Origin of the sequence: Streptomyces sp. GESEQ-4, assembly GCF_017948455.1 — a bacterium.
Taxonomy (GTDB): domain Bacteria; phylum Actinomycetota; class Actinomycetes; order Streptomycetales; family Streptomycetaceae; genus Streptomyces.
Genome location: NZ_JAFFSU010000023.1, coordinates 81,403 through 106,862, shown reverse-complemented (window position 1 = coordinate 106,862; position 25,460 = coordinate 81,403). Strand labels below are relative to the sequence as shown.

Annotated in this window: 21 protein-coding genes and 1 pseudogene; 13 read left to right on the top strand and 9 right to left on the bottom strand. The window is 69.7% G+C overall.

Going from position 1 to position 25,460, the window contains the following annotated elements; genetic code table 11:
- Window positions 1–166 precede the first annotated feature (166 nt).
- Window positions 167–505 (bottom strand): hypothetical protein, encoded by a 339-nt coding sequence (locus KCH48_RS32955; protein ID WP_210579881.1) that lies wholly within the window; start codon window positions 503–505, stop codon window positions 167–169.
- Window positions 506–799: 294 nt separating this feature from the next.
- On the opposite strand from KCH48_RS32955, the gene KCH48_RS32950 reads away from it, so the two are divergent.
- Window positions 800–1,837 (top strand): helix-turn-helix transcriptional regulator, encoded by a 1,038-nt coding sequence (locus KCH48_RS32950; protein WP_210579879.1) that lies wholly within the window; start codon window positions 800–802, stop codon window positions 1,835–1,837.
- Window positions 1,834–2,811, top strand: coding sequence for a helix-turn-helix transcriptional regulator (locus tag KCH48_RS32945; RefSeq protein WP_210579877.1), 978 nt, complete (start codon window positions 1,834–1,836; stop codon window positions 2,809–2,811). Before KCH48_RS32950 ends, KCH48_RS32945 begins: the two co-directional genes overlap by 4 nt.
- Here KCH48_RS32945 and KCH48_RS32940 read toward each other — a convergent pair.
- Window positions 2,774–3,796, bottom strand: coding sequence for a LuxR C-terminal-related transcriptional regulator (locus tag KCH48_RS32940; RefSeq protein WP_210579868.1), 1,023 nt, complete (start codon window positions 3,794–3,796; stop codon window positions 2,774–2,776). The two genes, KCH48_RS32945 and KCH48_RS32940, sit on opposite strands and share 38 nt — an antisense overlap.
- Before the next feature lie 268 nt (window positions 3,797–4,064).
- Here KCH48_RS32940 and KCH48_RS32935 point away from each other — a divergent pair, with 268 nt between their 5' ends.
- Genes KCH48_RS32935 through KCH48_RS32925 form a run of 3 tightly spaced genes read left to right on the top strand, consistent with a single transcriptional unit; the run spans window position 4,065 to window position 7,380 of the window.
- A complete protein-coding gene (locus tag KCH48_RS32935; RefSeq protein ID WP_210579866.1) occupies window positions 4,065–5,606 on the top strand; it encodes a circularly permuted type 2 ATP-grasp protein in 1,542 nt (513 codons plus the stop codon).
- Entirely contained in the window at window positions 5,603–6,535 is a 933-nt protein-coding gene (locus tag KCH48_RS32930; protein ID WP_210579863.1) for an alpha-E domain-containing protein, read from the top strand. Before KCH48_RS32935 ends, KCH48_RS32930 begins: the two co-directional genes overlap by 4 nt.
- A 2-nt stretch (window positions 6,536–6,537) precedes the next feature.
- The gene (locus tag KCH48_RS32925) at window positions 6,538–7,380 is read left to right on the top strand and encodes a transglutaminase family protein (protein WP_210579862.1); all 843 of its coding nucleotides are present in this window, start codon (window positions 6,538–6,540) and stop codon (window positions 7,378–7,380) included.
- Window positions 7,381–7,419: 39 nt separating this feature from the next.
- Here KCH48_RS32925 and KCH48_RS32920 read toward each other — a convergent pair whose 3' ends face one another.
- On the bottom strand, window positions 7,420–8,526 hold the full coding sequence (locus tag KCH48_RS32920; RefSeq protein ID WP_210579860.1) for a sugar ABC transporter substrate-binding protein: 1,107 nt from the start codon (window positions 8,524–8,526) through the stop codon (window positions 7,420–7,422).
- Between the two features lie 295 nt (window positions 8,527–8,821).
- Here KCH48_RS32920 and KCH48_RS42550 point away from each other — a divergent pair, with 295 nt between their 5' ends.
- On the top strand, window positions 8,822–10,492 hold the full coding sequence (locus tag KCH48_RS42550; protein ID WP_246886223.1) for a PA14 domain-containing protein: 1,671 nt from the start codon (window positions 8,822–8,824) through the stop codon (window positions 10,490–10,492).
- Between the two features lie 37 nt (window positions 10,493–10,529).
- Here the strand turns inward: KCH48_RS42550 and KCH48_RS32910 are convergent, their stop codons facing one another.
- Window positions 10,530–13,382, bottom strand: coding sequence for an AfsR/SARP family transcriptional regulator (locus KCH48_RS32910; protein ID WP_210579853.1), 2,853 nt, complete (start codon window positions 13,380–13,382; stop codon window positions 10,530–10,532).
- Window positions 13,383–13,537: 155 nt separating this feature from the next.
- Between KCH48_RS32910 and KCH48_RS32905 the strand changes: the two genes are divergently transcribed.
- Window positions 13,538–13,795, top strand: a complete 258-nt coding sequence (locus tag KCH48_RS32905) for a hypothetical protein (RefSeq protein WP_210579850.1) — start codon at window positions 13,538–13,540, stop codon at window positions 13,793–13,795.
- 78 nt (window positions 13,796–13,873) lie between these two features.
- Here the strand turns inward: KCH48_RS32905 and KCH48_RS32900 are convergent, their stop codons facing one another.
- The 5 genes from KCH48_RS32900 to KCH48_RS32880 form a co-directional block, all read right to left on the bottom strand.
- Window positions 13,874–14,326, bottom strand: a complete 453-nt coding sequence (locus KCH48_RS32900; protein WP_210579848.1) for a heat shock protein transcriptional repressor HspR — start codon at window positions 14,324–14,326, stop codon at window positions 13,874–13,876.
- Window positions 14,327–14,331: 5 nt separating this feature from the next.
- Window positions 14,332–15,504: a molecular chaperone DnaJ gene (gene dnaJ / locus KCH48_RS32895; RefSeq protein ID WP_210579846.1), complete on the bottom strand. Its 1,173-nt coding sequence runs from the start codon at window positions 15,502–15,504 to the stop codon at window positions 14,332–14,334.
- A 36-nt stretch (window positions 15,505–15,540) separates the two neighbouring features.
- Window positions 15,541–16,185 carry a nucleotide exchange factor GrpE gene (gene grpE, locus KCH48_RS32890; protein ID WP_210579844.1) on the bottom strand — a complete coding sequence of 215 codons (645 nt, stop codon included), beginning with the start codon at window positions 16,183–16,185 and terminating at the stop codon, window positions 15,541–15,543.
- On the bottom strand, window positions 16,182–18,029 hold the full coding sequence (gene dnaK, locus KCH48_RS32885; RefSeq protein WP_210579842.1) for a molecular chaperone DnaK: 1,848 nt from the start codon (window positions 18,027–18,029) through the stop codon (window positions 16,182–16,184). The genes grpE and dnaK overlap by 4 nt, the downstream gene beginning before the upstream one ends.
- Before the next feature lie 94 nt (window positions 18,030–18,123).
- The gene (locus KCH48_RS32880) at window positions 18,124–19,143 is read right to left on the bottom strand and encodes an MraY family glycosyltransferase (RefSeq protein WP_210579821.1); all 1,020 of its coding nucleotides are present in this window, start codon (window positions 19,141–19,143) and stop codon (window positions 18,124–18,126) included.
- A 204-nt stretch (window positions 19,144–19,347) separates the two neighbouring features.
- Here KCH48_RS32880 and KCH48_RS32875 point away from each other — a divergent pair, with 204 nt between their 5' ends.
- The 6 genes and pseudogenes from KCH48_RS32875 (at window position 19,348) to KCH48_RS32855 (ending at window position 25,458) form a co-directional block, all read left to right on the top strand.
- Window positions 19,348–21,615 carry a (Fe-S)-binding protein gene (locus KCH48_RS32875; RefSeq protein WP_210579819.1) on the top strand — a complete coding sequence of 756 codons (2,268 nt, stop codon included), beginning with the start codon at window positions 19,348–19,350 and terminating at the stop codon, window positions 21,613–21,615.
- A gap of 117 nt (window positions 21,616–21,732) precedes the next feature.
- Window positions 21,733–22,830 carry an ankyrin repeat domain-containing protein gene (locus tag KCH48_RS32870; RefSeq protein WP_210579812.1) on the top strand — a complete coding sequence of 366 codons (1,098 nt, stop codon included), beginning with the start codon at window positions 21,733–21,735 and terminating at the stop codon, window positions 22,828–22,830.
- A 49-nt stretch (window positions 22,831–22,879) separates the two neighbouring features.
- A complete protein-coding gene (locus tag KCH48_RS32865) occupies window positions 22,880–23,164 on the top strand; it encodes a zinc-ribbon domain-containing protein (RefSeq protein ID WP_210579810.1) in 285 nt (94 codons plus the stop codon).
- Window positions 23,165–23,293: 129 nt separating this feature from the next.
- A pseudogene (locus KCH48_RS43520) lies at window positions 23,294–23,588 on the top strand (VCBS repeat-containing protein); the annotation flags it as partial.
- Between the two features lie 60 nt (window positions 23,589–23,648).
- Window positions 23,649–23,852 carry an FG-GAP repeat protein gene (locus tag KCH48_RS43265; RefSeq protein ID WP_307841015.1) on the top strand — a complete coding sequence of 68 codons (204 nt, stop codon included), beginning with the start codon at window positions 23,649–23,651 and terminating at the stop codon, window positions 23,850–23,852.
- Window positions 23,853–23,982: 130 nt separating this feature from the next.
- Complete coding sequence (locus KCH48_RS32855; RefSeq protein ID WP_307841014.1) at window positions 23,983–25,458, top strand: FG-GAP and VCBS repeat-containing protein; 1,476 nt, start codon at window positions 23,983–23,985, stop codon at window positions 25,456–25,458.
- The last annotated feature ends 2 nt before the right edge of the window (window positions 25,459–25,460 follow it).

The window sequence follows — 25,460 nt, the reverse complement described above, 5'->3', positions numbered from 1 at the left end:
CGACTCGGCCGGCTCGGGTGATCGCGGTGTTTTCCAGCCACAGACCGACTGCATCGATGTCCCGAAATATCCCGCAAAACTGCAGCGGCGTCACCGTGTTCAGGTCACGGTGACGCCGCTGCGGGGGGAAGCACCTGAGCGATCTTGTTACGACGGGGGAATCGCGTCAGGCACTGCGGGGGGTGGCTGGGACGGCCTGTGGGGCGGCCGAGGGCTCGGGCTCGGCCAGCTGGTGGTCACGCTGGTCGAGGTTCACAAAGATCATTCCGTATCGGATGGCACACCTCACCGGCTGCGGCGCCCCCCGGGGACGCCGCAGACACCGGTACGCCCGGACGTCGTCGTCCTCGTCCCGCGTGACGACGACCGGCTCACCGAAGACGGTCACCATCAGCGAGTCACCGCTGTGGGGGATGGCGGTGGCGAGGTCGATGAAGTGCCAGCCGGAGCGGTAGGCGGTCGCCATTTCACGGCGGAAGGAGCGGTCGTCGGGTGGGGTGGTCACGTCAGCTCCCGGCTCCATCTGTCGAATTCACTGGTGTCGAATCCACTGGCACCGACGACACGACTACGGTTGGCCACTTACTGTCTGCCCGAACGTCGCCCTTCGTGCCGGAGAGGCCACTCAGCGCACCGAGGGCCAAAACGGCGGAGAAGGCGGCGACAAGTACCGAGCGAAGCGCTCTGTTACGCATAGTCGGCTTCGTCCTCACTTGAAGGTCCCCTTTTCCCCCGTCGAGTACGACGATGGCTCATTCAGGCACGTCATGGCCACACAATGAGTGCATCATGTTCCTGCATGTTCAGGACCCTGGGGGGTGGAGTTTTGGTGATGAATCAGACAAAGGCGACACATCCCCATGCGGTAACCGAGCTGTGCGAGGAGGGTGGCCGACTTTATGCGAACGCCCTGCGTGCAGGCCGCATAGCTCGTGAGGATGTGGCGCAGGCCCCCTGTCTCATGGAATTCGCCCTGCTGCAGCCCGATCCCGATGATCCGGACTGGCTGCGCCCCGTTCCCCCGGCAGTGGCACTGGCTCAGCGCCTCACCCCTCTAGAGCGCGAGATAACCGACCGGCGCCGCAGGTCAATCGAACTGTCCGACGCTTTCGAGCCGTTCATGACCCTCAGCACACAGGCGGCGTCCGCCACGCACTCGATCACCGTGCTGGAGGGCAGCGACCGGATCAACGTCGCACTCGACCTTGCCACGGCCCAGTGCCAGAACGAGATGCTCACGATCCAACCCAGCAACCGCTTCACCGAGCGCACCGTCCGACAAGGCCTGGAACGCGACACGGCACTGGTAGATCGCGGAGTGCGCATACGCACCCTCTATCAACACACGGTCCGCTTCAACCTCGAACAGCTGGCCTACGTCGCCCATCTCGCGAACGGCAAGGTGGAGTACCGCACCATAGACGAGTTGGTCGAGCGGCTCATCATCTGCGATGACACCGTCGCCTTCATCCCGGCACGGGACGACCAGAAGGTGGCACTGGAACTGCGCCACCCGGGACTCATCCGCTACCTGATCAAGGTCTTCGAGTTCATCTGGAACCGCGCGGTCCCGCTGAGCGCCGGTGCCCCGTACGAGGCCGCCCCCGACGGCATCACGGAGATCCAGCACTCCATCGCCAAACTCCTCGTCGAGGGCCACGTCGACGAGGCCATAGCACGCCGCCTGGGCATGAACGTCCGCACCTGCCGTGCCCACATAGCCAAGCTGGCCACCGCCCTCGGCAGTGGCAGCCGCGCCCAACTCGGCTTTCTCATCGCCCAGTCCGGGATCCTGGAGCAGAACCAATTGGCATCGGAGGGAGACAGCCACCCGTGACGGAGGCGCACGCGCACGGAGCGGAGGAGCTGTGCGACGCGGGCCTGGACCTGTACGCCCATGCCCTGCGCGCAGGGCGGGTGCGCATCGAAGCCGTGGAAGCGGCGCCGTGCCTGATCGATCTGGGACTGCTGCATCCGGACGCCAGCGACCTGCGGTGGCTGCAACCCGTAGCGCCAGCTTTCGCGCTCCACCGGTTGCTGCGCACCGTCGAGGACCGCATCGCCGACGAGCGGCGACTGGAGGAGCAACTGGCGGCCGTCTTCCAGCCGTTGATGCGGATCGACGGCCGGCATACGGCAGCGGCGGACACCCCGACGATCTCAGTCCTCAGCGGCACGCAGCAGATCAACCGAGCCATCACCCAGGTCATGGCCGATGTGACCCATGAAGTCCTCTGCGTCCAGCCCAATACGCACTACTCCGGCCGACGCGGCGAGGTTGCCCAGGCCGTGTCCATCACTCGCGATCAAGACCTGCTCGACCGCGGCGGCCGCATCCGCACGCTCTACCAGCACACCCAGCGCCACCTGCCCCTCGTCCTCGCCCGGTACGAACAGCTCAGAGGTGATGCCGAGGCCCGCACGCTCGACGAGATCCCCGACCGCATGATCATGGTCGACCGCGCGGTCGGCCCCGCCGACCCCGACGGCACCGTGGCGCTAGAGATCCGACAGCCGGCGATCGTCACCTACCTCGCCACCACCTTCGACCGCCTCTGGCGCCTGGCCACCCGCATGTACCCCGAGGCAGTCCAACGCCCCACCCTCAACGGCATCACCCCCCGCCAGCGCGCCATCGCAAGCCTCCTCATCGAAGGCCACACGGACGCCGTCATCGCGGAGCGCCTCGGCATGAACATCCGCACCGCCCGCGTGCACATCGCCAAACTCGCCGCCACCCTCGGCAGTGACAGCCGTGCCCAACTCGGCTACCTCATCGGACAGTCGGGGATTCTTGACCGGGAACAATGAGGGGGCGGGACGGGCCATCGAGCCCCACCTGGGCGATACGGACGCCCAGCTGCGTGCGGCTGGCCGCGCCCAGCGTCTCCGACAGACGCGCGATGTGGGCACGGCAGGTGCGGACACTTATCCCCAGCCGCTCGGCGATCACCGCATCCTGATGGCCCTCAGCCAGCAGCGCCGCGATGGACTGCTCACGGTGTGAGATCCCTTCGATGCCCGTGTCGGGCAGGGCGGCGGTCACGGGGATCGCCAGGCGCCAGAGCCGTTCGAAGACCGTCACCAAGTACTGGACCAGCGCCGGATGACGCAGCTCCAGCGCCAGCGTGCGGTCCGCGTTCGCCGGGATGAAAGCCACCGTGCGGTCGAAGAGGATCAGCCGGTCGATGACCTCGTCGAGGGTCCTGGCCTCCACCGCGTCGCCCATCAGCTCCAGGTAGTTGAGCAGGCCCTGGCCGTGCCGGGCGACGTGGGTGTACAGGTCCCGCATACGCACGCCCCGGCCGCGCAGGGCCAGGGCGCGATGGAGGCCCTCCGTCAGTTCGTGTTCGGGGCGGATGCCGCCCGGCTGCACGGTCAGCACTTCCGACGTACACGCCTCGGTCGCCTCGTCCATGGCGGCCTGGATGCGGGAGAGACCGTCGAGGACCCGGATCGAGGTGCCCTCGGCTGGCACCGACGAAAGACGCGGGCCGAGTCCGGCGAACCGCTCCACGGCCGCCACCACCGACCCGACCCGCCGCTGGCTCGCGCTGACCTCGTCGTACACCCCGCGCAGCAGCCGGGTCATGACCTCCTGCGGGGAGGTGGGGACCAGCCAGTCCATGTCGTCGGGGTCCGGATGCAGCAGGGCGAGTTCGAGCAGGCACGGCACCGGCTCCGCGTCCTGACGCCGCACGCGGCCCCGCCGTACGGCCCGGGAATACACGCGATCCCCCGCGTCGCACAGTCGGTCAGCACCGTGTGGATGCTCGTCCGTCCCGTGCCCGGCCATCGCCCATCCCACCCCCGGTTCAGCCTCTTTGCAGCGCAACTATGAAGGGACCGGACCTGCTCCGCAACACGCCTCCTCCTCGCATGGCGGTGATATTCGGCCTCTTTGCCCTGCTATCTCCGCGCCTCCGCCCGTTGAATTGCAACAAGGTGATGGTGGTGCGGCGTACGCCCGGGGCGGCCTGGGCGCGGGGAATCCCGAGCGCCGCGTGAGCTGCCCGAAATCACCGGGTGATCGCCGCGTTACGTACCGCCCTTAACGTCCAGTCATGGCGGACATATTTGACGCATACGCGTTGGCCGATGCGTGGGACGAGATGTTTGTGCGGCCGGGTGAGGTCAGGACCGCCTATGAGCCGGTGCTGGCGGCTCTGCAGCCGATCGAGCCGAGTGAGCTGCGGTTCCGGGCGGATCAGATGGCCCGGGCGTTCACCGACCGTGGGGTGACCTACGCCTTCGCGGGCGAGGAGCGGCCCTGGCCGCTGGATCTCGTGCCCAGGATCCTCGACGCCCTGGAATGGGATCTCATCCAGCGCGGGGTGGCACAGCGTGTGCGCGCCCTGGAGGCCTATCTCTCCGATGCGTACGGGCACTGCCGCGCCTTCGAGGACGGTGTGGTGCCCTGGCGGCTGCTGCTCAACTCCGCCCATTTCCACCGGGCGGCCCACGGGGTCGAACCACCCGGCGGGGTGCGCATCCATGTCGCCGGCATCGACCTCGTACGGGACGAGGCCGGGGACTTCCGGGTGCTCGAGGACAATGTGCGGGTCCCGAGCGGGGTGTCGTACGTCATCGAGAACCGCAGGGCGATGACCAGGATCTTCCCCTCGCTCTTCACGGAGCAGCATGTGCTGCCGGTGGACGGGTACGCGCAGCGGCTGCTCGCCGCGCTGCGGGCCGCGGCACCCGGCGGTACCACCGATCCCCGGGTCGTCGTCCTCACCCCCGGTCCCAGCAACGCCGCCTACTTCGAACACGCCCTGCTCGCCCGGCTGATGGGGGTGCAGCTGGTCGAGGGGCACGACCTGGTCTGCCGGAACAACCGGATCTGGATGCGGACCACGCGCGGCGAGGTGCCCGTCCATGTCGTATACCGGCGGCTCGACGACGACTTCCTCGATCCGCTGCACTTCCGGCCCGATTCGGTGATCGGCTGCCCCGGCATCATGAGCGCCGCCACGGCGGGCAATGTCACACTCGCGAACGCCGTGGGGAATGGGATCGCGGACGACAAGCTGCTCTACACGTACGTCCCTGATCTGATCCGCTACTACCTCTCCGAAGAACCGATTCTCCCCAACGTCGAGTCCTACCGGCCCGACGAGCCCGGCCAGTTGGAGGCCGTCCTCGATCAGATCGACCAGCTGGTCGTGAAGCCGGTCGACGGCGCGGGCGGGATGGGCATCGTCATCGGGCCGAAGGCCGACGCCGAGACCCTGGAGCGGACCCGGAAGGCCGTCGCCGCCGACCCCCGCGGCTGGATCGCCCAGCGGCCGGTCGCCCTGTCCACCTCCCCCACCCTCGCGGGCGAGCGGATGGCGCCGCGCCACATCGATCTCCGTCCCTTCGCCGTCAACGACGGCGACGACATCTGGGTGCTCCCCGGCGGCCTCACCCGGGTTGCCCTCCAGGAGGGCAATCTGATCGTCAACTCCAGCCAGGGCGGCGGCTCCAAGGACACCTGGGTGCTGGCCGAGGGCCCCGCCGAAGGGCCCGCCCCGGCGCCGGCCACCGGCCTCCCGGACGTCGCACCCCGCCAGCTCGGACCCGACGGCTCCCCCACCGTCGTACAGGAAGGGGCGCAGCAGTGAACGACGTGATCCTGTCCCGGATAGCCGAGGCGCTGACCTGGACCGGCCGCTATGTCGAGCGGGCGGACGCCACCGGGCGCATTCTCGACGCGTATCTGCACCGCATGCTGGAGGACCCCTGGCGCGACGAGGACGCGGCCTGCCGGTCGCTGTACGCGATCCTCGGCGTCGACGCGGGCGACGAGCGCGTGGACATGCAGCAGGTCCTCGACCAGCTGGCGTTCGACGCCCACTCGACCTGCGCCATCGAGGGTGCGCTGGGCGCGGCCCGGCTGAACGCGCGCAGCGCGCGGGAGGCGGTCTCCTCCGAGATGTGGGAGTGCCTCAACGCGACCTGGCACGCGCTCGCCGAACAGCGGCGCGCGGCCCGCCGTACGGGCCCGTACGCCTATCTGGAGCTGGTCCGCAGCCGGGCCGCCCTCTTCTTCGGGCTCGCCGACTCCACCATGAGCCGGGACGACAGCTGGCGTTTCGTCGTGCTGGGCCGGAGCCTGGAGCGGGTGGACATGACCGTACGGCTGCTGTCCGTGCGTGTGCTGGACGCCGCGCACGCCCCGGACTGGACGACGCTGCTGAGCGCGAGCGGCGCGGACGAGGCGTACGCGCGCGTGCACACCGGTTTCGGCGACAGCCCGCGGGTCGCCGAGTTCCTGCTCCTGGACCGGGCCTTCCCGCGCTCGGCGCTGCACGCGCTGACCACGGCCGAGGAGTGCCTGACGGCGCTGGGCCGCCCCCGCCAGGACCCGGCACGCCGGCCGATCGGCCGGATACGCACCCGTCTGGAGTATCTGGACTCCCACACCCTGGAAGAGCAACTACCCCTGTTGCTGACCGACTTGCGGCAGTCCTGCATGGCCTCCGCCGAAGCGGTGGCGGAGCGGTTCTTCCCGTACCAGGGGCCCGTCGAGTGGGCCCAGGAAGGAGCGTGAGCATGACCCGCCGCCTCCGCATCAAGCACATCACCAAGGTCTCGTACGCCCAGCCGGCCGCCTCGTCCCACAACGAGGTCCGCATGACCCCGCTGACGCTGCCAGGACAGACCACCCTGGACGCCCGCGTCAGCATCGCCCCGGCGACGGCGACCTGGTCGTACTGGGACTACTGGGGCACCCAGGTGACCGGCTTCGACCTCATGGACCCGCACGCCGACGTCACGATCACGGCGTCGAGCCTGGTCGAGACGGCCCCGGCGGACCCCCTCCCCGAGGCCCCCGACTGGACCGAGATCGCGGCGCGCACCGCCAACTCTCGCCTCCTCGAATTCGCGAACGCAACCAGTCGTACGACGGTCCCGGCGGAGCTGGTGGAGCGGGCGAGGGAGGTTTCCGCCGGCCTGGACCCGCACGGGACGGCGATCGCGGTGTCCGGGCTGGTCGCCGACCACGTCTCCTACATCCCCGGCGCCACCGGCGTGACCACCTCGGCCGCCGAGGCCTGGGAGCAGGGCGCCGGCGTCTGCCAGGACATCGCCCACGTCACCATCGCCCTCCTGCGCGCCCTCGGCCTGCCCACCCGCTATGTCTCCGGCTACCTCCACCCCGAACGCGAGGCCGAACTGCACCGCCCGGTGGAGGGACAGAGCCACGCCTGGGTCGAGTACTGGGCAGGCGACTGGTGCGGCTACGACCCCACGAACCGCACCAGGCCCGACGAGTCCCACGTGGTCGTGGGCCGGGGCCGCGACTACGACGACGTGACGCCGCACAAGGGCATCTACCGGGGCGTGGCGGGCGGGCCGCCGGAGGTGACGGTGGAGTTCACCAGGGTGGGATGAGCCGGCGGGAGGGCCGGCGTTCCGGCCCTCTGCCCCCGATCACCCCAGGTTGAGGGCCTCGCACGCGCTCTTGAGCTTGCCCGTGCAGATGTCCGACAGCTGGTAGATGTCGTCGGCGATGACCGTGTCCTTGAGGTTCTTCTTCGTCAGGGCGACGACAGGGACGAGCTGAGCGGGGATGTCCTTGTTCGTCGGGCTGTCGACCTTGTCACGGGTGAGGGCGTCGAACTGGATGTCCCTGCCCTGGACCTTGGCGACAGCCATCTCCGCGGCGGCCTCGGCCTCCTGCGGGTACGACTTGTAGACGCTCATGTACTGCTCGCCGCTGATGATCCGCTGCACGGCCGCCAGCTCGGCGTCCTGCCCGGTGATCGGCGGCATGTCGGTGACGCCCGCGGCCTTCAGGGCGTCGACGATGCCGCCGGCCATGCCGTCGTTGGCGGAGTAGACACCGGCGATGTTGTCCACGCCGATCTTGGCGATGGCCTGCTCCATGTTGGCCTCGGCGTTCTTCGGATCCCAGTCCTTGGTGTCGAAGGACTCCTCGATGTCCACCTTGCCGGTCAGCTCGTCGAGCGCGCCCGCCTTGAACTGCTTGGCGTTCGGGTCGGTGGGCGAGCCGTTCATCATGACGATCTTCTTCGAGACGTCCTCGCCGTTGCCCAGCGCCTCGACGAGGGTGCGGCCCTGGACCTCGCCGACCAGCGAGTTGTCGAAGGAGATGTACGCGTCGATCGGGCCCTCGGCCAGCCGGTCGTAGGCGATGACCGGGATACCGGCCTCCTTGGCCTTCTCCACACCGTCCGCGATGGCGTGCGAGTCGACCGCGTCCAGCAGGATCACATCGACCCCGTCGTCGATCATCTTCTGCAGCTGGTCCGCCTGCTTGGCGGCGCTCGCGTCGGCGTTGGCGTAGTCGACCTTGCCCTGCTTCCGGGTGAGGGACTCGACCTTCTTCTTGATGATCGGGTAGTCGAAGTTCTCGTAGCGGGAGTTCGCCCGCTCGGGCAGCAGCAGCCCCAGGGTGATGTCGTTGCCCTTGGTCGGGCTCGCGTCACTGGCCTCGCCTGATGCGTTGAGTACGCCGCAGGAGGCGAGCGACAGGGTCATCGTGGACGCGGCCACAGCTATGGCGGTACGACGCATGAAGGGGCTCACTTCTGGTGTTTTCCGGACGTGGGCGCAGCATTGCGACCCAGGTGACTGAAAAGCCAACGCGCCCGCGCCCGCCCGCGTCAAGCGGAACTACTTAACGAGATGACAACATCACCCTCCGTTTGACCTGTGAAGAACCGAAAGATTCGCCTGCAAACCCCCTTTACGGACCCTCCATTTGACGCACCCCGAGCAGTGATCGAGATCCGTACAACCAACGCCATACCTCGCGAGTCGTGATCACGGCAGCTCTTTTCCGTCGTTCTGATCCCGACCCGAGGACCGAATGAACTCAGCCAGACGCGCGACGACAGCGACCGCCGTCGCGCTCGCCACCGCCGGCGGCCTGCTCTCCACCATCACCACCACCCCCGCCTCCGCCGCCGTCAGCTGCGCTTCCCCCGTCTTCAAACGGCAATTCTTCGCAAACACCACTTTTTCGGGCACGGCGAAGAAGACGGACTGCGACCCGGCGATCGACCAGAGCTGGAGCGGCGCCCCCGCCACCGGCCTGCCGAGCAACAACTTCGGCGTCCGCTGGACGGTGACGAGGGACTTCGGCTCCGGTGGGCCCTTCGCGCTCAACGGCTCGGGTACGGACGGGATCCGCGTCCACCTGGACGGCGTCCGGAAGATCAACCTCTGGTCGAACACGACGAGTTCGCGGGCCAAGACCCTGAACCTCACGATCCCCAAGGGCAAGCACTCCCTGCGGATCGACTACGTCAACTGGACCGGCAGCGCGAGCGTCAAGTTCGCCTACACGCCCCGCACATCGGCGAGCGTCGACAAAGTCAAGCCCCTCACCCCGACGGGCACTTCGGTGTCGTACGACCAGGCCACCGGCAAGGCCAAACTCACCTGGGCGAAGAACAAGGAGATGGACCTCGCCGGGTACCGGGTCTATCGCCGCCTGAAAGGCACCTCCTTCCCCACCGCGCCCCTCGCGACGACCACCTCCACGACGTACACCGACACCACCCTGCTGGCGACCGGCGCCACGTACTACTACGAGGTCCGCGCCTATGACAAGGCCGGCAACTCCTCGTCGGGGACGGCGGACCAGCTCGTCAGCACCGTCGACCGGACGCCTCCGGCGCGGGTCGAGACGGTGTCGGCGCTGGGCACGACAGCGGGCAACTCCCTCGCGTGGAAGGCTCCTTGGTCGAACGACGTCCATCACTACGAGGTGTGGGGCGCGGAGCCCGGGGTGTCGGACATGGACGGTCCCGAGATCGTCTTCGGCACGTCCTGGACGGATGCCGTGGCTCCTGCCGGGGTGCTCTACGACTACGCGGTGATCGCGGTCGACGCCGCCGGGAACATGGCCCCCCTCTCCGACCCGGCGCTGGTCACGCGGCCCGTCGCGTCCAGCGCGCCCGCGCCGAACGCGGTCGAGGGCACGCCCTCCGACGCCTTCACCCGCCTGACCTGGACTCCGGACGCGGGCGACACCACCGGGTTCCGCGTCTACCGGCGCACCGAACCCACCGGTGCCTGGGCCCTCCTGGGTGACGTCGAGGGAACGTCGTACGACGACACCTCCGCCCCGCGGGGCAAGGCGTACTACTACGTCGCCGCCGTGGACGGCGCGGGCGCCGAGTCGGTGCCCTCCGGCGAAGCCGTCGTCGACCGGCTCACCCCGGCCACCGTGACCGGGCCAGCCGCACCGAGGCTGACGCTGGTCTCCGCGGGGATCCCCGCGGGGGTTCCCGCGCAGTCACCCACCCGGGTGACAGCCGCGCCCGGCGCGGGCGACGAAGGACGAGGGCTGAAGGGCTACTCCTGGGAGATCAGCGGCGCCTGCGGCGACAGCGGCGTCCGGCTGTCCACGACAGGAGCGATCTCCTGGACGGCGCCCTACAACGGACCGTGCACGGTCACCGTGCACGCCGTGGATGCCTACGGCCGTCAGGGCGAGCAGAGCTCCTCGCTGGACTTCTTCGTCGGCCGCTGACGCATGAGAAGGGGGGCCGGAGGTTCGACCTCCGGTCTCACCGGAGTTCGCCGAGGGTGCGCAGTCTGTCCCGTATCTGTTCGGTGTCGGGGTGGTCCAGATCGTCGGCGAGCTCCAGGGCGCGCTGCCATGCCTCGCGGGCCGGGTCGGTCTCGTTGGCCGTGTGATGGGTGTCGCCCAGACGGACGAGGGTTTCGGCTTCGCCGACGCGGTCGCCGAGGTCCCGGTACAGGTGCAGGGACCGGTGGTAGCAGGTGACGGCCTGGTGGTACTCGCCGAGTTGGTGGTGGGCGTAGCCGCAGGTGTCCCAGGTGGCCGCCCGGACCGCGCGGTCCGCGGTGCCCTTGAGCAGGTCCAGGGCCTGGCGGAGGTAGGTGAGGGCTGTGTCGTCGCGGCGTGTGGCGTGGTACCACCCGAGGTTGTTCAAGACCCTGGCCTGCCCGGCCCGGTGACCGGCGGCCCGGAAATCCTCCAGTGCCCGCATGAGGAGGTGCTCGGTGTCGTAGCGGTTCTCCGCGGACCACGCTACGACGAGGGTGTTGCGGGTGAGGCCCTGACCGACCCGGTCACCCACCCGGCCGAACAGATCGAGGGCCTGGCCGAGATGGCGGTGGGCATCGTCGAGTTCGAGCAGCCGGATGTGTGCGAGGGCGAGACCGAGGTGGGTGTGGGCCTGACCTCTGTCGTCGGACAGCCGTCGGGCGGCGTGCAGGCCCGCGCGCTGGCTGGCCAGGAGGTCGCTCCAGAGTCCGCGCCGCTGGAGATAGGTTGCCAGGGCCCGGGCCAGCCGCCAGGCGTGGGCGTCCAGGCCGGTGTCCACGGCCTGGCGCAGGGCGGCGAGCAGGACGGGATGTTCGGCGGTGAACCAGGCGAGGGCCTCGGCCTGATCCGTGAGCTGGTCAGGACGCACGCCGGGACCGAGGGGCAAGGGCGGCACGGGGGCGCGGTCCGGGTCCAGCAGGTGGTCGGCGGTTTCGGCCGTGGACAGGTAGTGGTCGAGTGCCCGGCGCACGGCCGGCTCTCGCTCGGTGTCCGGGTCGAGCGTGCGGGCCAGTTCGGCGGCGTAGGCGCGCAGCAGGTCATGGTGGGAGTAGCGGTCGGGGAGGTGCTCGGTGACGAGGTGCACGCGGGCCAGTTCGGAGAGCGCCGCCCGTGCCTCGGGGCGGGTGAGGCCGGTGAGGGCGGCGGCTGCCGGAACGGAGATGTCGGGGCCGGGGTGCAGGCCCAGCAGGGCGAACAGCCTGGCCGCGCCGGGACTGAGGGCGTCGAACGACCAGGAGAACACCTCGCGTACGTCCGTCACCGGGTCGTCGCCGTCACCGGTGAACCCCGCCAGACCACCACGGGCGGTGGCCAGGTCGTCGGCCAGGCGGGCGAGGGAGGCGGCGGGCCGGGTGGCGGCGCGGGCGGCGGTGATGGCCAGGGCCAGCGGGAGGCGGGCACAGCGGTCGATGATCTCCTCCACGGCGTCCGGTTCGGCCGTCAACCGGTGCTCTCCGAGCCGACGGGCCAGCAGGGCGCGGGCCTCGGCCGGTGGGAGCAGGTCCAGGACGATGGGGTGGGCGCCCTCGGCTGCGACCAGGCCGGTGAGCCGGTTACGGCTGGTGATCACGGCCAGGCAACCGGACGAGCCGGGCAACAGCGGGCGGACCTGGTCGGCGTCACGGGCGTTGTCCAGCACCACCAGCACCCGCCGCCGGGCCAGCAGGCTGCGATACAGGCCCACCCGCGCCTCCAGGTCCACCGGGACCCGCTCGACCGGTACCCCGAGCGCGTCGAGGAAGCCCCGTACCGCCTGATCGGGAGTCACCACCGCACCGGACGGGTCGAAGCCCCGGAGGTTCACATACAGCTGGCCGTCCGGAAAACGGTCGGCCACCCGGTGCGCCCAGTGCACCGACAGCGCCGTCTTGCCCACGCCCGCCGTCCCCGACACCGCCGAGACCACCACCGCGGACGCCCGCTCATCGATGGTGGTCAAGAGCCCGTCCAACCGGGCCAGTTCCTCCTCCCGGCCGGTGAACCCGTATATCTCCAGGGGTAGTTGGGCGGGCGCCGTACGTCCGGGCCGTATCTCGGCACGCGGCGGCCGACGGCGGACGGCGGGCACGGCAGGTTCACCGCGCAGGATCGCCTGATGCGCCTGCTGCGCCTCGGTCCCCGGATCCGTACCGAGTTCCTCGGCCAGCCGCTTGCGCAGGGCGGTGAAGCAGGCAAGGGCCTCCGGTCCGCGCCCGGCGGCCTGAAGCGCCCGCATCAGGGCCACGGTGATCGGTTCGGTCAGTGGGTGCTCGGCGGCCAGAGCGGTCAGCATGCCGACCACCTCCGTATGGCCACCCACGCTGCACTCGGCATCGGCCCATGCCGGCACCGCCTCGATCCGCTGCTGCTGCCAGCTGTGCCGGGTGCGCCGCGCCCACGCCCCGGGCAGGCCCGCCAGCGGTTCCCCGCGCCACAGCCCGAACGCCCTGCGCAGCAGCATCACCCGTTCGGCATCCGTACGGCCCGCGCCGCGTGCCTCTTCGACCAGCCGCCGGAATCGGTGCGCGTCGACCCGGTCCGGCGCTACGTCGAGCAAGTACCCGCCGGGACCGCGCCGCAGCCGCGGCTCCACGGCAGCACGGTCCACTCGGGCACCGGTACCGGAAGGCGCGGCCGCATCGGCCAGCACCCGGCGGATACGCGCGATGTACGCGTACAGCGACGGACGCACCTGGGCCGGCAGATCCTCCCCCCACACCCGGTCGATCAGCGTCTCCACCGCCACCCAGCGCCCCGCGTCCACCAGCAGCGCCGCCAGAACCGTGCGCTGCTTGGCCGGTCCCGGGTCCACGGTCTCGCCGTCGGTGCCCCGTAACTCGACCGGACCCAGCAGCAGAAAGTCGGTCATGCGCTTCCCCCGCCCACCCGCACCCGGCGCCCCACGCTGACCAGTGAAGCAAGGTTTTCCCAAGGTTCCTGCCCACATTCACGCCACACCCTGGGGACTCCGGCGGGGCTTCTCCTACTGGGAGTGGCATCGTCCGACCTCAACAGGGAGAAGACATGCGCACACTGGCGGCATGGGGATGCGTGATCACGACCGTGATCGGGCTCTCCGTGGGAATCACGTCAACGGCTCAGGCCACCGCGACGCAGTGCCGGCAGTACCTGCGAGACGTCGGCTACATCGTCGGCCCGCAGGCTCAAAGGGCCTGTGACGACGGTCAGGCCGGCCGACAGCTCGACTGCGTCCAGAGGCTGAACAACATCGGAGTCACGCCGAGGCACGCGGCCACGGCGTGTCAGCTGGCGGCCTCCTAGGACACCCGGCCAGGCAGCGAAGCCCCGGGCCCGCAGGTTCCGATGAACCTGCGGGCCCGGACGCGAGTTGACGCACCGTCAGTCCGATGACTGCTGCCGCTTCGGCCGCCACACCACCAGCGCGCTCGTCTGCTGTACCTCCTGGTACGGCACCAGATCGCGGCGGTACGACGCGTGCACCGCCGCCTCGCGCTGCTGCATCGCCGCCGCGGCGCCGTCCAGGGCCGCCTGGAGTTCCGCGACGCGGGACTGCAGGGCGGCGACCTGGTTCTCCAGTTCGATGATGCGCTTGATGCCGGCGAGGTTGATGCCCTCGTCCTGCGACAACTGCTGCACGGTGCGGAGCAGTTCGATGTCGCGGGCCGAGTAGCGGCGGCCCCGGCCGGCGGTGCGGTCCGGGGAGACCAGGCCCAGGCGGTCGTACTGACGCAGCGTCTGCGGGTGCAGGCCGGACAGCTGGGCCGCCACCGAGATGACGTAGACCGGGGTCTCCTCGGTCAGTTCATACGGGTTGCGTCGACGGCCGTCCATCTCCATCAAGCTCCCTTCGCGGCCTGGAACAGCTCCGCCCGCGGATCCTCACCCGCGGTCGCCTCGCGGTACGCCTCGAGCGCGTCACGAGCCTTCCCCGTCAGGTCCTTCGGAACACTCACCTCCACGGTGACCAACAGGTCTCCGCGGGTGCCGTCCTTGCGGACCGCGCCCTTGCCCCGCGCCCGCATGGTGCGGCCGTTGGGCGTGCCCGGCGGCAGCTTCAGGGTGACGGGAGGGCCGCCCAGCGTCGGGACCCGGACCTCTCCGCCCAGCGCCGCCTCGGTGAACGTCACCGGGACGGTGACGGTGAGGTTGTCGTCCTTGCGGCCGAACACCGGGTGGGCGTCGACATGGACGACCACGTACAAGTCGCCTGCCGGGCCGCCCCGTTCACCGGGTGCGCCCTTGCCGCGCAGGCGGATGCGCTGGCCGTCCGACACCCCGGCCGGGATACGGACCTGCATGGTGCGCGACGACTTGGCGCGGCCGCTTCCCTTGCAGACCTCGCAGGGGTTCTCCGCGATCAGACCGCGGCCCTTGCAGTCCGGGCAGGGGTCCGTGAGGGAGAAACCTCCGCCGGAGCCCCTTGCCACCTGGCCGGTGCCCACGCACGTCGGGCAGACGCGCGGGTTGCCGTTCGCGTCACCCGTGCCCGAACAGGCCTTGCAGGGTGACTGCGAGGACATCCGCAGCGGGACCGTCGCGCCCTCGATCGCCTCGGTGAAGCTGAGGGTGACCTCGGACTCGATGTCCTGGCCGCGGCGCGGCTGGGTGCGCGTGGTGGCGCCACCCCGGTTGAACAGGCCCCCGAAGACATCACCGATGCCGCCGCCGAAGCTTCCGGAACCCCCGCCCTGGGGGGCGCCTCCGAAGAGGTCGCCCAGGTCGAAGTTGAAGTTGCCGCCGCCCGCGCCCGGCCCCGGGCGGAAGCCGCCGTTGCCGAAGAGGGTGCGTGCCTCGTCGTATTCCTTGCGCTTCTTGGGGTCGCCGAGGATGTCGTTCGCCTCGGAGATCTCCTTGAAGCGCTCCTCGGCCTTGGCGTTGCCCTTGTTGGCGTCCGGGTGGTACTCGCGGGCGAGCTTCCGGTACGCCTTCTTGATCTCGGCCTCGGTGGCGTCCTTGGGGACGCCGAGGACCTTGTAGTAGTCCTTCTCGATGAAGTCCTTGGTGCTCATCCTCGACGTCCCTCCTCTCTCTTCGTCAGTTCACCGTCAGCCCTCGTCCGGGCCACCGTTCTCCTTGTCGTCGCCGGCCTCGGCCTCTTCGGCCTTGACGGTCTGGGCGCCCGGCTGCGGCTCGGCGACCGCCACCCGCGCGGGGCGGATGGTGCGCTCGCCGATGCGATACCCCGGCTGGAGGATCGCGACGCAGGTCGTCTCGGTGACGTCCGGCGCGTAGGAGTGCATCAGCGCCTCGTGGATCGTCGGGTCGAAGGGCTCGCCCTCCTTGCCGAACTGCTGCAGTCCCATCTTCGCCGCGACGGTCTCCAGCGACTCCCCGACGGACTTGAATCCGCCGACGAACTCGCCGTGGTCGCGGGCGCGGCCGATGTCGTCGAGCACGGGCAGGAGCTCGGTCAGGAGGTTCGCGATGGCGATCTCCTTGACCGCGATCCGGTCGCGCTCGACCCGGCGGCGGTAGTTCGCGAACTCGGCCTGGAGCCGCTGGAGGTCGGCCGTGCGCTCACCGAGCGCCGTACGCGCCTGGTCCAGCTGGGCCAGCAGGCCCGCTTCTGCGTTCACGTCCCCGGCCGGGGCCGCTCCCTCTTCGGGAGCGGCCTGCGGCTCGGCGTCGTCGGGGGTCGCGCCGGAGGGGACGTCGGGCTTCTCTTCGAAGCCCGGGGTCTCCTCGGTCACGCCGCACCGTCCTTGCGCTCGTCGTCCACGATCTCGGCGTCCACGACGTCGTCGTCCGCCTTGGCGCCGCCGGCGGTGGCACCCTCCGGGCCGCCCTCGGCCTGCGCGGCCTGGGCGTCGGCGTACATGGCCTGGCCGAGCTTCTGCGAGACGGCCGCGACCTTCTCGGTGGCCGTGCGGATGACGGCGGTGTCCTCGCCCTTGAGGGCTTCCTTCAGCTCCTCGACGGAGGCCTCGACCTCGGTCTTGATCTCGCCGGGGACCTTGTCCTCGTTGTCCTTGAGGAACTTCTCCGTCTGGTAGACGAGCTGCTCGCCCTGGTTGCGGGACTCGGCGGCCTCGCGGCGGGCGTGGTCCTCCTCCGCGTACTTCTCGGCCTCCTGGCGCATCCGGTCGACCTCGTCCTTCGGCAGCGAGGAGCCGCCGGTGACGGTCATCTTCTGCTCCTTGCCGGTGCCGAGGTCCTTGGCCGTGACGTGCATGATGCCGTTGGCGTCGATGTCGAAGGCGACCTCGATCTGCGGGACACCGCGCGGGGCCGGGGGCAGGCCCGTGAGCTCGAACATTCCGAGCTTCTTGTTGTACGCCGCGATCTCGCGCTCGCCCTGGTAGACCTGGATCTGCACCGACGGCTGGTTGTCCTCGGCCGTGGTGAAGATCTCGGAGCGCTTCGTCGGGATCGTGGTGTTGCGCTCGATCAGCTTGGTCATGATGCCGCCCTTGGTCTCGATACCCAGGGACAGCGGGGTCACGTCGAGGAGCAGGACGTCCTTGACCTCACCCTTGAGGACACCGGCCTGCAGGGCGGCGCCGATGGCGACGACCTCGTCCGGGTTGACGCCCTTGTTGGCGTCCTTGCCGCCGGTCAGCTCGCGCACCAGCTCGGCGACGGCAGGCATACGGGTGGAGCCACCGACGAGGACGACGTGGTCGATCTCGTTGATGGAGACGCCGGCGTCCTTCATCACATTGAAGAACGGGGTCTTGCAGCGCTCCAGCAGGTCGGCCGTCAGCTGCTGGAACTGCGCCCGGGTGAGCTTCTCGTCCAGGTGCAGCGGGCCCTCGGCGGAGGCGGTGATGTACGGCAGGTTGATCGAGGTCTCGGTGGAGGAGGACAGCTCGATCTTGGCCTTCTCGGCGGCCTCGCGGAGGCGCTGGAGGGCCATCTTGTCCTTGCCCAGGTCCACGCCGTGACCGGCCGAGAACTGCTTGACCAGGTAGTCGACGATGCGCTGGTCCCAGTCGTCACCACCGAGGTGGTTGTCACCGTTGGTGGCCTTCACCTCGACGACGCCGTCGCCGATCTCCAGCAGGGACACGTCGAAGGTGCCGCCGCCGAGGTCGAAGACGAGGATCGTCTGGTCGTCCTTGTCGAGGCCGTACGCGAGAGCGGCGGCCGTCGGCTCGTTGACGATACGAAGGACGTTGAGACCGGCGATCTCACCGGCTTCCTTGGTCGCCTGACGCTCGGAGTCGTTGAAGTACGCGGGGACGGTGATGACGGCGTCCGTCACCTTCTCGCCCAGGTAGGACTCGGCGTCGCGCTTCAGCTTCTGCAGGATGAACGCGGAGATCTGCTGCGGGTTGAAGGGCTTGTTGTCGAGCTCGATCTTCCAGTCCGTGCCCATGTGCCGCTTCACCGAGCGGATGGTCCGGTCCACGTTGGTGACCGCCTGGCGCTTGGCGACCTCGCCGACGAGCACCTCGCCGTTCTTGGCGAAGGCGACGACGGACGGCGTGGTCCTGGCGCCCTCGGCGTTGGTGATGACGGTGGGCTCACCGCCCTCCAGAACGCTGACGACGGAGTTAGTCGTGCCCAGGTCGATGCCGACCGCACGTGCCATGGTTGATTCCTCCAGCTGACTTGAGTGGAACGGACTCAAGTGTGCACGACGGCTCCCCCGCGGTCAACAGACCTGAGTCTGTGAGGCTCAACTCTTATCCGTTCCTTACACGCAACTGGCCCGTGACCTGGGGAGAAGCGGACCGGCGAGGCCCGTACACCGGCACCCCGAGCAACCCCACCACGACCACCACGGCACCGCCGGCCACCCACACCACCGCGGATTCCCCCACCCACCCGACATGCACCAGCACCCCGACGGCCACCGCCGCGAACGCGCAGAGGGCCAGGATGACCACCGCCCCCTGCGGGGTGAGCCCGAGCCGCCGCAGCCGGTGCGCGAGATGGTCGGGCCCGCGCCGCAGCAGGGGCCGCCCGGCGAAGCGGCGGGACAGCATCACGAGTACGACATCGGCGCCCGCGACGGCGGCGAGGGCGAACAGCACGCCCGCGTCGGACAACGGATCACCGCCGGCCCGCGTGAACACGGCCGTCGAGGCGAGCAGGAACCCGGTGAACAGCGACCCGCACGAACCGAGCGCCACGCGCGCGGGCGGCCAGTTGTGCATGAGGAACCCGGTCAGCGCGGCGGCCAGAACGCTCAGCAACACGGCCAGTCCGTCCATGACTTCGGCGGCGGCGATGGCCCCGGCCCCGAAGGCGGTGACCACCCCGACGGTCCCCGCCAGCGCGTCCGCGTGATCGAGCGCCCGGAACCCGACGGCCACGAAGACGATCCAGCCGACGGCGAGCACGCCGACGAAGAGCCCGGTCTCGGCGTACGGCACCACGCAGGCCGCCGCGATGGCCGTACCGCCGACCAGGAACCGCAGCTTCACCCGCCGGAAGTCGGCGATCAGCCCGAGCCCGGCGACGACGGCGGCGGCCACGACCAGCCCGCCGACCCCATCCCCCAGGGGCGCGTACCGCGTCCAGTTCCCCGCGCCGGCCACGACACAGGTCGCGACCACGACGGCCACCCCGCCGACCACGGGCACGGGCCGCTGCCACCGCCGGTCGAGCAGCCCGATCCGCTGGGCGGGCAGCCGGAACAGGGCGGCGAGGACGGCGGCGAGGAGAAAGGCGGCTGAGGCGGCGACGATCCCGTAGATCACCCTCTTAAATTAGTCATGAATTGCCCTAATTATCATGAATAACACGGTCGACTCCTGAGGCAACCCTCAGCGACACAGATCACCGCACGCCCGGCTACAGTGCGGCGGAAGATAGGGGTAGTCTCGGAACTGATTAAGTTACCGCTTAGTAATGTCTTGAGACCTCTCGACGAAGCCCCTCTCGCAGGCCCGAGGAGCCCCGAAATGCAACTCGCCGCGATCATCGTGTCGCTGGTTCTGATCGTGGTCGGCGTGGCCCTGTTCACCCGCGCCACCCTGCAGATCCTCAACTTCATGCGGCTCGGCCAGAGCGTGCCCGCGGGCACCCGCACCGACGAGCCTCTGCAGCGCGTCGTCACCGTGGTCAAGGAGTTCCTCGGCCATACCCGGATGAACCGCTGGGGCGTCGTCGGTGTCGCGCACTGGTTCGTGGCCATCGGCTTCTACACGCTGCTGCTGACGATCGTGAACGCCGTCGGGCAGCTCTTCCAGGCCGACTGGGTGCTGCCGATCATCGGGAACTGGGCGCCGTACAACGTCTTCGTCGAGTTCATCGGCACCATGACGGTCCTCGGCATCCTGACGCTGATCGTCATCCGGCAGCTCAGCAAGGCGAACAAGCCGGGCCGCAAGTCCCGCTTCGCGGGCTCCAACACCGGCCAGGCGTACTTCGTCGAGACGGTCATCCTGATCGTCGGCATCTGCATCTTCATGCTGCACGCCCTGGAGGGCGCCCAGCACCACGTCGAGGGCTACGAGGCGTCGTTCTTCATCTCGTACCCGGTGGTGTCGTGGCTGGAGGGCATGGACCTCTCCACGCTCCAGAACCTCACCTACTTCTTCGCCGGCCTGAAGGTCTCGACCTCCTTCATCTGGATGATCGTGGTCTCGCTGAAGACCGACATGGGCGTGGCCTGGCACCGCTTCCTGGCCTTCCCGAACATCTACTTCAAGCGCGACGCCAAGGGCGACACCGCGCTGGGCGAGCTGCTGCCGATGACGTCGGGCGGTAAGCCGATCGACTTCACCGACCCCGGCGAGGACGACGTCTTCGGCGTATCCCAGGTCGAGCAGTTCTCCTGGAAGGGCCTGCTGGACTTCTCCACCTGCACCGAGTGCGGACGCTGCCAGTCGCAGTGCCCCGCCTGGAACACCGGCAAGCCGCTCTCCCCCAAGCTGCTGATCATGTCGCTGCGCGACCACGCCCACGCCAAGGCGCCCTACCTGCTGGCCGGCGGCGGCAAGACGATGGAGGGCGAGGAGAAGGCGTCCGAGGAGCAGCTGAAGGACGTCCCCGCGGCGGCTCTCGCCGAGGCCGAGCGCCCCCTCATCGGCACCGTCGAGGAGAACGGCGTCATCGACCCGGACGTCCTGTGGTCGTGCACCACCTGCGGTGCCTGTGTCGAGCAGTGCCCCGTCGACATCGAGCACATCGACCACATCGTCGACATGCGCCGCTACCAGGTGATGATCGAGTCCGCGTTCCCCTCCGAGGCGGGCACGATGCTCAAGAACCTGGAGAAGAAGGGCAACCCCTGGGGCCTGGCCAAGAAACAGCGCCTGGAATGGCTCAAGGAGGTCGACTTCGAGGTCCCGGTCGTCGGCAAGGACATCGAGGACCTGTCCGAGGTCGAGTACCTGTACTGGGTCGGCTGCGCCGGCGCGCTCGAAGACCGCGCCAAGAAGACCACCAAGGCCTTCGCCGAACTCCTCCACATCGCGGGCGTCACGTTCGCGATCATGGGCGGCGACGAGAAGTGCACCGGCGACTCCGCCCGCCGCCTGGGCAACGAGCCGCTGTTCCAGGAGCTCGGCATGGAGAACGTGGCCGCGCTGAACATGGCGTTCGGGGAAGACGACGAGGACGAGAGCACCAAGAAGCCCAGGTCGGCCAAGAAGATCGTCGCGACCTGCCCGCACTGCCTCAACACGATCGGCAACGAGTACCCGCAGATCGGCGGCGACTACGAGGTCATCCACCACACCCAGCTGCTCCAGCACCTCGTGGACGCGGGCAAGCTGGTCCCGGTGACCCCGGTCGAGGGCATCATCACCTACCACGACCCCTGCTACCTGGGCCGCCACAACAAGATCTACACGCCCCCGCGCGAGATCATCGCCAGCGTCCCCGGCATCCGCAACGAGGAAATGCACCGCCACAAGGAACGCGGCTTCTGCTGCGGCGCCGGCGGTGCGCGGATGTGGATGGAGGAGCGGATCGGCAAGCGCATCAACAACGAGCGCGTCGATGAGGCTCTTTCCGTCAACCCGGACATCGTGTCCACGGCCTGCCCGTTCTGCCTCGTCATGCTGACCGACTCGGTCAACGGCAAGAAGAACGACGGCAAGGCGAAGGAGTCCATCCAGGTCGTCGACGTAGCCCAGCTCCTGCTGGACTCCGTGAAGACGCCGGTGGACCCGGCGGACTCGGCCGGTGCGGAGAGCACGTCGGAGCCGGAGCCGGTGAAGTAGTGAAGTAACAGCGGCCGTACGACAGAAACGACGCCCCCTGCCCCGTGACGGGCAGGGGGCGTCGTCGTCGCGGAAACCAGGTGAGCGGGGGCGGCGGCCCTGCGTACCTTGTTCCCCATGGGTGGGGAAGAGACCGGGAGCGGACGGCTCGTGGACGCGGTGCGGGCCAAGGACGCCGACGCCGTACGGGAGTCGCTGGCAGCGGGCGCTGACCCGGACACCGTGGGCCCGGACGGGCTGCCCGTCCTGTGCGCCGCGGTGGCATCGTACGACGCCCCCGTCGCCGAGGCGCTCGTCGAGGCCGGAGCGGACCCCGACCGGGCGCTCCCCGATGGGACGACCCCGCTGGAGCGTGCCGTCGTAGGCGGCTCACCGGCCGTCTTCTCGGCCGTCCTCGGCACCGAGCCGCGGCTGCGCCTCCCCGAGGACGCCCGGGAGCGGCTGCTGGCCCTCGCCAGGCGCTGGTACGAGACCGGGGCGGCCGAGGAGCTGCGCAGGCTGACCGGCGCCCGCGGACCCGCCGAGACCGCCCGGGTCCTGGACGACGACCATGACTGGGTCCGGGAGGTCACCCTCGGCGGACGCACCGTACGAGCCGGGCACGGGTCCGTCCTGTCCTCGCTGGAGTGGGCCTTCCGGATCCTGCCGCCGGTCGACGAACTGATCGCCCGTGCGGTGAGGGAACAGGACGCCGCGCACGTGGACTGGTGGGCGGTCCGCTCCGTCCTCGCCCAGCGGCGCAGCCTCGAGACCTGGACGGCGGTGGTGGCTCACCGCCATCACCCCTCCCCGCTGAACCGCCGGTTCGTCCTGGACTACCTGCGCGACAGGTCCTTCCTCCGGTACCACACCAACTCCGCCGCGTACTACGACAAGAAGGAGGGCGCGTTCCTGGCCGACTGGGCCGCGGCGGAGACGGACGGCGAGATGCTGGCGCGGGTGCTGGACACGTACGCCCAGTACAGCCACCCCGACCAGCGGGCCATCGGCCTCCGCCACGCCGGCCACCCGGACCCGCGGGTGCGCCGGGAGGTGCCCTGGTGCCTGATCGATGAGGACGTCGCGCTCACCGCGGAGGCCAGGGAAGCGTTGCGCACCCTGACCCTCGACCCGGACGCCCGGGTGCGTCTGAGCGCCTGCGAGGCATGCCGGTACGACGAGGAGCTGGCCGCGCTGCTCGACGACAGAGTGGGCGAACACACCGCCGGCTCCTGAGGCTCATCCTTCACACTGGGGGAAGCAACCGATCCGAAAGGGCCGCGGGATGATCATCTTTGGCACCAAGGGCTACGTCTACCAACTCGCGATACTCACCCTCCTGTGCGGCCACTGCGGCAACCCCGCCGCGCACACGCTGCGCAAGCGCGTCACCAAGTTCACGCTGTTCTTCGTACCGCTGTTCCCGTTCTCGACGAAGTACGCGACGCAGTGCACGTTCTGCGGTGCGGAGCAGAAGATCACCAACGAGCAGGCGGAACAGCTGCAGGCGCAGGCGGTGAGCGGCGGTCAGGCTTACGGGCAGCCGCAGCAGCAGCCGTATCAGTCGTGACGTACTGGGCCTGACGTACTGGTCTGAACACGTCACGCCTCTTAACCGCACGATGTGTGTGGCGGCCGTCACGGTCGCCTGGCTTCTCCCTCTCGCCGCCCGCGGGCCGGCCCAGCACACCGGCACCGCTACGGCTCGGCGCGCGGACTCGTCCCCGGCGCCCGGCAGTTGCTGAGCCCGGCGCGCAACGCGGCCCGCGTCAAGGGCCAGCTCCCCGCCCTCTTCGACGCGGAGGCGGCCTGCGACCTCAACGCGGACAGCTACACCGACCTGGTGATCTCCACCGACCCGCCCTACGACGGCCAGGGCCGCCCCCCGGCCCCCTCCAGCTCCTCTTCGGCTCCCCCGAGGGCCTCACCGGCAAGGCAGTCACCCTCACAGTCCCCGACCGGGCCCGCGCCGGCAACCGGACCAGCCCGTGTGCGGCGGCTCGCGCCTACAGCTGTTCCGCGGTCGTACGGCCGGACTGTCCACGGCACCGGCCGTGACCGTCGAGCCCGCCGCCCGCCGCTCCACCCGCGTCCTGGCCGCCGCGGACTTCGACGGGGACGGGCGCGCGGACCTGGCCGTACGGACGTATCAGGGAGAGACGAAGGACACGGTCGCCGTCCATCCGGGCACGAAGAGCGATCTGGTCGCGGCCGAACCCGTGGTGACCTTCTCCACGTCGGAGTTCCTCGGCCTCTGAACGCCACAGCGGGCTCAGGGCTTTCACCGAACTCACGTACAACCCTTGCATCCCGGCAGGAGTCTCCTGATCGCCGAACCCTCCGCGCCGGACGTGACGCGCGCAGGGGTCCGCGCCCCATTGACTGCGGATGCCGCGTGGCATCCCCCGCCTGCCGCTGGAGAAACCCGCCTTGCGCAAGCGCACCCTTCTGCTGGCCGCCACCCTCACCAGCGGCCTGCTCACCGCCCTGCCCGGTACCGCCTCGGCCGCGCCGTCCGGGCTCGCCAGTGACTTCAACGGTGACGGATACCGCGACGTCGCCATCGGCGCGATGAGCGCCGCTGTCGGCTCCGTGGATTACGCCGGTGCCGTGGTTGTCATGTACGGCTCGTCCTCCGGCGTCTCCGCCGCCAAGAAGACCGTGATCACGCAGAACTCCACCGGCGTGCCCGGCACCGCCGAGACCGACGACCGCTTCGGCAGCAGTCTCGCCGCCGGTGACCTGAACGCCGACGGCTACGCGGACCTTGTCGTCGGCTCCCAGTACGAGAGCATCGGCGACCGCGACGGCGTCGGCACCGCCACCGTCATCTGGGGCGGCAGGTCCGGCCTGACCGGCGGCTCGGCGCTGCCGCAGCCGTCGTACCTCTCCGAGTGGGGCGGCCACTCCTCCGGCGTCGCGACCGGCGACTTCGACGGCGACGGCAAGACCGACGTCACGATCACCGGCCAGAGCTACACCGGCCTGTACAAGGGCCCCTTCGCCCGCACCGGTAAGCCGGTGAGCGAGACCGGCGTCAACGAACTCGGCTCGACGTACGACGTCATCTCGGGCAACCTCGACGGCGGCAAGGCGGCCGAGCGCGTGTACCCGTACGCCACGGACGCCGACCAGGGCGGCGTCATCGGCTACTTCCGCCACGACCCCGCGGGCCGCGAGACCCACCCCGAGTCGGACTACGCCGAGACCATGCTGCCCAAGGCCGACGGCTCCCTGGGCACGGTCGGCGACATCAACGGCGACGGCTACGGCGATCTCGTCCTCGCCGACTCCCAAGACCCCCGCAGCGGCAAGCCCGGCGGCCACAAGGGCGGCCAGATCACCGTCTGGTACGGCAGCGCGACCGGCCCCAACCCGGCGCAGAAGCCGACCGTCATCCACCAGGACACGGCCGGCGTGCCCGGTGCGGGCGAGAGCGACGACGTGTTCGGCGCGGCGGTGAGCGTCGGCGACATCAACGGCGACAAGTACGCCGACGTCGCGGTCGGTGCGCCCGGCGAGGACAACGGCACGGCCAGGGACTCCGGTTCGGTGACGGTCCTGCTCGGCTCGGCCACCGGACTGAAGGGCTCGGGCGCCAAGTCGTACACGCAGAACACGCCGGGCGTCCCCGGCAGCAACGAGACCAACGACGCCTTCGGCCAGTCCGTCCGGCTGATCGACCTCGACAAGAACGGCAAGGCCGACCTGGTCGCCGGCATCGGCTACGAGAACGGCCACGGCGCGATCACCGTGCTGCGCGGCAGCGCCTCCGGCCTGACCACCACCGGCGCCAAGTCCTTCACCGCCCCCGCCGTCTCCCTCAAGGGCAACGCCGACTTCGGCTGGGTGATGGCCCAGTGACG

What these genes read in the sequence shown, in the direction of transcription:
- KCH48_RS32950 (WP_210579879.1), top strand. Translation starts at nt 800, where the DNA reads ATGTTCAGGACCCTGGGGGGTGGAGTTTTGGTGATGAATCAGACAAAG.
- KCH48_RS32940 (WP_210579868.1), bottom strand. Translation starts at nt 3,796, where the DNA reads ATGGCCGGGCACGGGACGGACGAGCATCCACACGGTGCTGACCGACTG.
- KCH48_RS32935 (WP_210579866.1), top strand. Translation starts at nt 4,065, where the DNA reads ATGGCGGACATATTTGACGCATACGCGTTGGCCGATGCGTGGGACGAG.
- KCH48_RS32925 (WP_210579862.1), top strand. Translation starts at nt 6,538, where the DNA reads ATGACCCGCCGCCTCCGCATCAAGCACATCACCAAGGTCTCGTACGCC.
- KCH48_RS32920 (WP_210579860.1), bottom strand. Translation starts at nt 8,526, where the DNA reads ATGCGTCGTACCGCCATAGCTGTGGCCGCGTCCACGATGACCCTGTCG.
- KCH48_RS42550 (WP_246886223.1), top strand. Translation starts at nt 8,822, where the DNA reads ATGAACTCAGCCAGACGCGCGACGACAGCGACCGCCGTCGCGCTCGCC.
- KCH48_RS32910 (WP_210579853.1), bottom strand. Translation starts at nt 13,382, where the DNA reads ATGACCGACTTTCTGCTGCTGGGTCCGGTCGAGTTACGGGGCACCGAC.
- KCH48_RS32905 (WP_210579850.1), top strand. Translation starts at nt 13,538, where the DNA reads ATGCGCACACTGGCGGCATGGGGATGCGTGATCACGACCGTGATCGGG.
- KCH48_RS32900 (WP_210579848.1), bottom strand. Translation starts at nt 14,326, where the DNA reads ATGGACGGCCGTCGACGCAACCCGTATGAACTGACCGAGGAGACCCCG.
- dnaJ (WP_210579846.1), bottom strand. Translation starts at nt 15,504, where the DNA reads ATGAGCACCAAGGACTTCATCGAGAAGGACTACTACAAGGTCCTCGGC.
- dnaK (WP_210579842.1), bottom strand. Translation starts at nt 18,029, where the DNA reads ATGGCACGTGCGGTCGGCATCGACCTGGGCACGACTAACTCCGTCGTC.
- KCH48_RS32875 (WP_210579819.1), top strand. Translation starts at nt 19,348, where the DNA reads ATGCAACTCGCCGCGATCATCGTGTCGCTGGTTCTGATCGTGGTCGGC.
- KCH48_RS32870 (WP_210579812.1), top strand. Translation starts at nt 21,733, where the DNA reads ATGGGTGGGGAAGAGACCGGGAGCGGACGGCTCGTGGACGCGGTGCGG.
- KCH48_RS32865 (WP_210579810.1), top strand. Translation starts at nt 22,880, where the DNA reads ATGATCATCTTTGGCACCAAGGGCTACGTCTACCAACTCGCGATACTC.
- KCH48_RS32855 (WP_307841014.1), top strand. Translation starts at nt 23,983, where the DNA reads ATGCCGCGTGGCATCCCCCGCCTGCCGCTGGAGAAACCCGCCTTGCGC.